Raw genomic sequence first — 7,489 nt, 5'->3', positions numbered from 1 at the left:
GGGGGGGGCGGCGCTCGGGCCGGGGGGGGGGGGGGCCCCCCCCACCGCGGCCGAACAGCCCCGCGCAGCGGAAAAACAGCCCACCGCACGCACAACGGCGGGACAGCCAAAAAGCGGCCCAGGCCAAGCGCAGCGGAGGCGCAGCGGACTGTGACGTTCGCCGCTCCGGCCGATGGGGGTGTGCAGCTTGGTTACCCGTAAGTAGCATGTGGGTGTGAAGCGTCCCCCGGGGGCGCCCCGCAGCAGTGCCATCCCGCACCTGGAGGAGAGCCAACGTGCCTCGTACCGCTAGGGACGTCGTCTTCGTCGACGGCGTCCGCACCCCGTTCGGCAAGGCGGGCCCGAAGGGCATCTACCACGAGACCCGCGCCGACGACCTGGTCGTCAAGTGCATCCGGGAGCTGCTGCGCCGCAACCCGGACCTGGACCCGGCCAAGATCGACGAGGTCGCCCTCGCCGCGACCACCCAGATCGGCGACCAGGGCCTGACCCTGGGCCGTACCGCCGGCATCCTGGCGGGCCTCCCGCAGTCCGTGCCCGGCTTCTCCATCGACCGCATGTGCGCCGGCGCGATGACCGCCGTGACGAGCATGGCCGGTGGCGTGTCCTTCGGCGCGTACGACATCGCCATCGCCGGTGGTGTCGAGCACATGGGCCGCCACCCCATGGGCGAGGGTGTGGACCCCAACCCGCGCTTCGTGTCGGAGAAGCTGGTCGACCAGTCCGCCCTCTTCATGGGCATGACGGCGGAGAACCTGCACGACCGCCTCCCGCACCTCACCAAGCAGCGCGCCGACGAGTACGCCGTGCGCTCGCAGGAGAAGGCCGCCAAGGCGTACGCCAACGGCAAGATCCAGCAGGACCTGGTGCCGATCTCCGTCCGCCGCACCAACGCCGAGGCCGGCGAGACCGGCTGGGGCCTGGCCACCGCCGACGAGCCGATGCGTCCGGGCACGACCCTGGAGAACCTCGCGGGTCTCAAGACCCCGTTCCGTCCGCACGGCCGGGTGACCGCGGGCAACGCCGCCGGTCTCAACGACGGCGCGACCGCCTCGCTGATCGCCGCCGAGGACGTGGCGCGCGAGCTGGGCCTGCCGGTCAAGATGCGCCTGGTGGACTTCGCGTTCGCCGGTGTGGAGCCCGAGGTCATGGGCATCGGCCCGGTTCCGGCGACCGAGAAGGCGCTGGCCAAGGCCGGTCTGACGATCGATGACATCGGTCTGTTCGAGATCAACGAGGCCTTCGCGGTGCAGGTGCTCTCGCTCCTGGACCACTACGGCATCGCGGACGACGACCCGCGCGTCAACCAGTACGGCGGCGCGATCGCCTTCGGCCACCCGCTGGCGTCGTCCGGCGTGCGTCTGATGACGCAGCTGGCCCGGCAGTTCGAGGAGCAGCCGGACGTCCGCTACGGCATCACCTCCATGTGTGTCGGCTTCGGCATGGGTGGAACGGTTATCTGGGAGAACCCGCACTTCGAGGGGAACAAGTGACTACTACCGCTGAGCTGTTGAAGGGTGCGGCCGAGCTGTTCCCCGACGAGGTCGTGACGCAGGCGCATGTGCGCCACCTCGACCTGCCCCAGGGCGCGGGCAAGTTCGCGCTCATCACGCTGGACAACGGCCTGGACCACACCAAGCCGACGACCTTCGGCCCCCAGTCGCTGGCGAACCTCAACGCCGCCATCGACCAGGTGGAGCAGGAGGCCGCGGACGGCACGATCACCGGCGTCGGCCTCACCGGCAAGCCGTTCATCTTCGCCGTCGGCGCCGACCTCAAGGGCGTCGAGCTGCTGAAGAGGCACGAGGATGCCCTCGCCATCGGCAAGGGCGGCCACGACGTCTTCAAGCGGCTGTCCGGCCTGGCCGTGCCGACCTTCGCGTACTACAACGGCGCGGCGATGGGCGGTGGCGTCGAGGTCGGTCTGCACTGCACCTACCGCACCGTCTCCAAGGCGCTGCCGGCGTTCTCGCTGCCCGAGGTCTTCCTCGGTCTGGTGCCGGGCTGGGGCGGCTGCGTCCTGCTGCCGAACCTGATCGGCCCGGACAAGGCCGTCTCGGTCGTCATCGAGAACTCGCTCAACCAGAACAAGCAGCTCAAGGGCCAGCAGGTCTTCGACCTCGGGATCGCGGACGCGATCTTCGAGGGCGCGGACTTCCTGGAGCAGTCGCTGATCTGGACCGCTTCGGTGCTCAAGGGCAGCACCGAGGTCGTACGGGCCGAGATCGACCGCGGTGCGGCCTGGGACGAGGCCGTGGCGCGCGGCAAGGCCATCGCCGACGGCAAGGTGCACGGTGCGGCCCCGGCCGCCTACCGCGCCCTGGAGATCATCGCCGCCGCCAAGGACGGCGACCGCCAGCAGGGCTTCGACGCCGAGGACCAGGCCCTCGCGGACCTGATCATGGGCGGCGAGCTGCGCTCCGGCATCTACTCGTTCAACCTGGTGCAGAAGCGCGCCAAGCGTCCGGCCGGTGCGCCGGACAAGAAGCTGGCCCGTCCGGTCACCAAGGTCGGTGTCGTCGGCGCCGGTCTGATGGCCTCTCAGCTGGCGCTGCTGTTCGCGCGCCGCCTTGAGGTCCCGGTCGTCCTCACGGACATCGACCAGGCCCGGATCGACAAGGGCGTGGAGTACGTCCACGGCGAGATCGACAAGCTGCTGCTCAAGGGCCGGGTCAACCAGGACAAGGCGAACCGCCTCAAGGCCCTGGTCTCCGGTCACCTCGACAAGGCCACCGCCTTCGGCGACGCGGACTTCGTCATCGAGGCCGTCTTCGAGGAGATGGGCGTCAAGCAGCAGGTGTTCGCCGAGGTCGAGGCGGTCGTCCCGGAGCACGCGATCCTGGCGACCAACACCTCGTCCCTGTCGGTCACCGAGATGGCGTCGAAGCTCAAGCACCCCGAGCGGGTCGTGGGCTTCCACTTCTTCAACCCGGTGGCGATCCTGCCGCTGCTGGAGATCGTCCGCGGCGAGAAGACCGACGACGCGTCGCTGGCCACCGCCTTCTCGGTCGCCAAGTCGCTGAAGAAGACCGCCGTCCTGTGCAAGGACGCCCCGGCCTTCGTCGTCAACCGCATCCTGACCCGCTTCATGGGCGAGATCCAGAACGTCATCGACGAGGGCACCCCGGTCGACGTCGCCGAGAAGGCCGTCGAGCCGCTCGGTCTGCCGATGTCGCCGCTGGTGCTGCTGGAGCTGGTCGGCCCGGCGATCGGCCTGCATGTCTCGGAGACGCTCAACGGCGCCTTCCCGGACCGCTTCAAGGTCTCGCCGAACCTCGCCGCCGTCGTCAAGGCCGGCAAGCGCGGCTTCTACGTCTACGACTCCGGCAAGCCGGAGCTGGACCCGGAGGTCGCCGCGCTCCTCAAGCAGGGCGATGTCGTCCTGACCGAGCAGCAGGTGCGGGACCGCGTCCTGGACGCCGTCGCGCAGGAGATCGGCCTGATGCTGGACGAGGGTGTCGTCGCCGAGGCGCAGGACATCGACCTGTGCCTGATCACCGGCGCCGGCTGGCCCTTCCACCTGGGCGGCATCACGCCGTACCTGGACCGCGAGGGTGTCTCCGAGCGGGCGACGGGCAAGAAGTTCCTGGCACCGGGCGTCGCGAGCGTTCCCGCGTAAGCGCTCGTCAGTCGTAGGAGATGCGCGGGCCGGCTCGGCGGAGCCGGCCCGCGCATCCGTGCGTTCGGGAGCGCGGACGGTCATGGGAGGGTGACCGCATGGACTCCTTGGTGATCGTCGATGCCGCGAACGTCGTCGGCTCGGTGCCCGACGGCTGGTGGCGGGACCGGCACGGCGCGGCGGAGCGGCTGCGGGACGCACTGCCCGGGTACGCCGCCACCGGGCTGCCGGGGCTGGTCGGACCACCCCTGGAGATGGTCCTCGTGGTGGAGGGCGCGGCGCGCGGGGTGACCTCGGTCGAGGGCGTACGGGTGGTGTCCGCGGGCGGCAGCGGCGATGACCGGATCGTGCAGCTGGTGGCGGACGAGGGCAGCGGCCGGGAGTGCCTCGTGGTCACCGCGGACCGCGGGCTGCGGGAGCGCGTCGAGGCGCTGGGGGCCCGGGTGACGGGGCCGCGGGCGGTGTGGGGCCGGGGCCGGCGGACAGGCACTCAGGGCTGACGCTGCCCGTACGGCCGGAGGGGCCGCACGGGCAGCGGGGCGAAGGGACTTCGGGCCTACTCGTCCAGTCCGGGCGAACGGCTGGTTTCAGCCCTTGCGGCTTCCCCGGCTCCGGATACCGAGGCGGCTGTGCGAGCGGCCGTAGAGGACGTACACGACGATGCCGATCACCATCCAGACGGCGAAGCGGAACCAGGTCTCGCCCGGCAGGTTGAGCATCAGCCACACCGAGGCGGCGACCGAGAGGACCGGGACGAGCGGAACCCACGGGGTGCGGAACGCGCGGTGCAGGTCGGGGCGGGTGCGGCGCAGGATGATCACGCCGAGCGCGACGACCACGAACGCGAAGAGCGTGCCGATGTTCACCAGGGTCGCGAGTTCGTTGATGCTGGTGAAGCCCGCGACGACGGCGATGAACACACCGAGCAGGATGGTCGGGCGGTACGGGGTGCCGAAGCGGGGGTGCGTGACGGAGAAGAACCGCGGCAGGAGTCCGTCACGGCTCATCGCGAAGAACACCCGGGTCTGGCCGAGAAGCAGGATCAGGCACACGGTGATGAGTCCGACGGCCGCGCCGAAACTGATCACACCGCCGTAGAAGGGATGGCCGGTCGCCTTGAAGGCGTCGGCCAGCGGGGCGCTGACGGACAGTTTGGAGTAATGCTGCATGCCGGTCACCACGAGGGAGACCGCGACGTAGAGAACGGTGCAGATGAGGAGCGAGCCGAGGATGCCGCGCGGCATATCGCGCTGTGGAAGCTTGGTCTCCTCGGCTGCGGTGGCCACCACGTCGAATCCGATGAAGGCGAAGAAGACGACGGACGCGGCGGTGAAGATGCCCATGACGCCGAAGCTGGTCGGTTCGTAGCCGAAGATCGTCTGGACCAGCGGGGCGTCCCAGCCGGATCCGGCCGGTGAGGAAACCGGGTCGGGGATGAACGGCGAGTAGTTGTCCCCCACGATGAAGAACAGTCCCGCGATGATCACGATCATGACCACGGTCACCTTGATGGCGACGACGACCGACGTGATGTTGGCGGACAGCTTCATGCCGAGCACGAGGATCACGGTCAGCACCAGGACCAGCACGAAGGCCAGGATGTCGAAGCTGCCTCCCGCGACATCGGGCCCTTGCAGTGTGGCCGGCAGATGCCAGCCCGCGTTGTCCATCAGCGAGCGCACATAGCCGGACCAGCCGACGGCGACGACGGCCGTGCCCAGTGCGAACTCCAGGACCAGGTCCCAGCCGATGATCCAGGCGGGCAGCTCACCGAGCGAGGCGTACGCGAACGTGTACGCCGATCCGGCCACGGGGACCGTGGAGGCGAACTCGGCGTAGCAGAGCGCGGCCAGCGCGCAGACGATGCCCGCAGCGACGAACGCCAGCGCGGTGGCCGGTCCCGCGGTCTCCTTGGCCACCTTCCCGGTGAGTACGAAGATGCCGGTGCCGATGATGACGCCGACTCCGAAGACCGTCAGATCCCATGCGGACAGGGACTTCCGTAGCGCGTGCTCCGGCTCCTCCGTGTCCAGGATCGACTGCTCGACAGTCTTCGTCCGGAACATGCCGCGACTGCGGCGTGAATCATGCTCTGTGCCGTGCTCTGTGCTCATGGGCGAACCTCCGCCTGGACGACCCTCGCAACTCTCCTGAACTGACCGAGTCTCCGCAATGGCAGGAAACAGACAGGTGCGGCGGGCCCTCACAGGGCAGGTATTCACCCGATGGGGCGCGGTGGCGGATATGCCGATGGGCCGGGCGGAGCACCCGTACGGGTGACCGGCCGGCCCATCTCTGCGGTGTGCGGGGTCAGTCGCGGGCGACCTCGGCGGGCCGCGCCTCACCCGTGGCGGCCGCGCCGCCCGTGGCGTCCTCGACCTCCGCGGTGTCTCCGTCGCGGTTGTCGATCCTGGCGACGAGCCCCGTCACCTGCCGGGCGATGTCCGGCGCGGTGAGCCCGATCTCTGCCATGACCTCCTTGCGGGAGGCGTGGTCGAGGAACCGCTCGGGGATGCCGAAGTCACGCAGCGGAAGGTCCACGCCGGCGTCCCGCAGCGACTGCGCGACGGCCGAACCGACGCCGCCGGTACGGATGTTGTCCTCGACGGTGACGACCACCCGGTGCTTGGCGGCGAGACCCGGCAGCGCCGCGTCGACCGGCTTGACCCAGCGCGGGTCGACGACGGTGGTGGAGATGCCCTGCTTGTCGAGCAGGTCGGCGACCTCCAGGCACATCGGCGCGAGCGCGCCCACGGAGACCACCAGCACATCCGGGTTGGCGGCCGGGGACTCGCGCAGTACGTCCATGCCGCCGATCCGGCCGACCGCGGGGACGGCCGGGCCGACGACGCCCTTGGAGTACCGCAGCACGGTCGGGGCGTCCTCGACCTTGACGGCCTCACGCAGCTGGGCGCGCAGCTGCGCGGCGTCGCGCGGGGCGGCGATCCGCAGCGTGGGCACGACCTGGAGCATGGACATGTCCCACATGCCGTTGTGCGAGGCGCCGTCGTCGCCGGTGACGCCGGCCCGGTCGAGGACGAACGTCACTCCGCACTTGTGCAGGGCGACATCCATCAGGACCTGGTCGAAGGCCCGGTTGAGGAACGTCGCGTACACGGCGAAGACCGGGTGCACCCCGCCGGTGGCGAGGCCCGCGGCGGACGTGGCCGCGTGCTGCTCGGCGATGCCGACGTCGTAGATACGGTCCGGGAACGCGTCCGCGAACTTCTTCAGGCCGACCGGCTGGAGCATGGCCGCGGTGATCGCGACGATGTCCTCGCGCTCCCGGCCGAGCTTGACCATCTCGTCGCCGAAGACGGAGGTCCAGCTGGCGGCCGCGGTCTTGACCGGCAGGCCGGTGTCCGGGTGGATCGGGCCGATGCCGTGGAAACGGTCGGCCTCGTCCTGCTCGGCGGGCTTATAGCCGCGGCCCTTCTCGGTGAGGCAGTGCACGATGACGGGGCCGCCGAAGCGCTTGGCGCGAGCCAGCGCGGACTCCAGCGCCTCGATGTCGTGGCCGTCGATCGGGCCGACGTACTTCAGACCCAGGTCCTCGAACATGCCCTGCGGCGCGATGAAGTCCTTGAGACCCTTCTTGGCGCCGTGCAGGGTCTCGTAGAGCGGCTTCCCGACGACGGGCGTGCGCTCCAGGATGTCCTTGCCGCGGGCCAGGAAACGCTCATAGCCGTCGGTGGTACGGAGCGTGGCGAGGTGGTTGGCGAGGCCGCCGATGGTCGGGGCGTAGGAGCGCTCGTTGTCGTTGACGACGATGACGAGCGGGCGGTCCTTGGCGGCCGCGATGTTGTTGAGCGCCTCCCAGGCCATACCGCCGGTCAGGGCCCCATCACCGATGACGGCCACGACGTGGTC

The 7,489-nt window shown here is 70.0% G+C and carries 5 protein-coding genes; 3 read left to right on the top strand and 2 right to left on the bottom strand.

The window, feature by feature from the left end:
- Nucleotides 1-275: 275 nt before the first annotated feature.
- From AB0I10_RS39520 to AB0I10_RS39510, 3 genes are all read left to right on the top strand, one after another.
- Entirely contained in the window at nt 276-1,493 is a 1,218-nt protein-coding gene (locus AB0I10_RS39520; RefSeq protein WP_363157586.1) for an acetyl-CoA C-acyltransferase, read from the top strand.
- Nucleotides 1,490-3,619, top strand: a complete 2,130-nt coding sequence (locus tag AB0I10_RS39515; protein WP_363157585.1) for a 3-hydroxyacyl-CoA dehydrogenase NAD-binding domain-containing protein — start codon at nt 1,490-1,492, stop codon at nt 3,617-3,619. The genes AB0I10_RS39520 and AB0I10_RS39515 overlap by 4 nt, the downstream gene beginning before the upstream one ends.
- Nucleotides 3,620-3,717: 98 nt before the next feature.
- Nucleotides 3,718-4,119, top strand: a complete 402-nt coding sequence (locus AB0I10_RS39510; protein WP_363157584.1) for an NTP pyrophosphohydrolase — start codon at nt 3,718-3,720, stop codon at nt 4,117-4,119.
- A gap of 87 nt (nt 4,120-4,206) precedes the next feature.
- Here AB0I10_RS39510 and AB0I10_RS39505 read toward each other — a convergent pair whose 3' ends face one another.
- Nucleotides 4,207-5,685, bottom strand: coding sequence for an amino acid permease (locus AB0I10_RS39505; protein WP_363157583.1), 1,479 nt, complete (start codon nt 5,683-5,685; stop codon nt 4,207-4,209).
- A 244-nt stretch (nt 5,686-5,929) separates the two neighbouring features.
- Nucleotides 5,930-7,489, bottom strand: a 1,560-nt coding sequence (gene dxs, locus AB0I10_RS39500) for a 1-deoxy-D-xylulose-5-phosphate synthase (RefSeq protein ID WP_363157582.1), incomplete at its 5' end; no start/stop codon positions are given.

The organism is Streptomyces sp. NPDC050636 (genome assembly GCF_040654775.1).
Lineage (GTDB): Bacteria > Actinomycetota > Actinomycetes > Streptomycetales > Streptomycetaceae > Streptomyces.
Note: the sequence above shows the minus strand (reverse complement) of the source record. Positions and strands in the feature narration are given on the sequence as shown.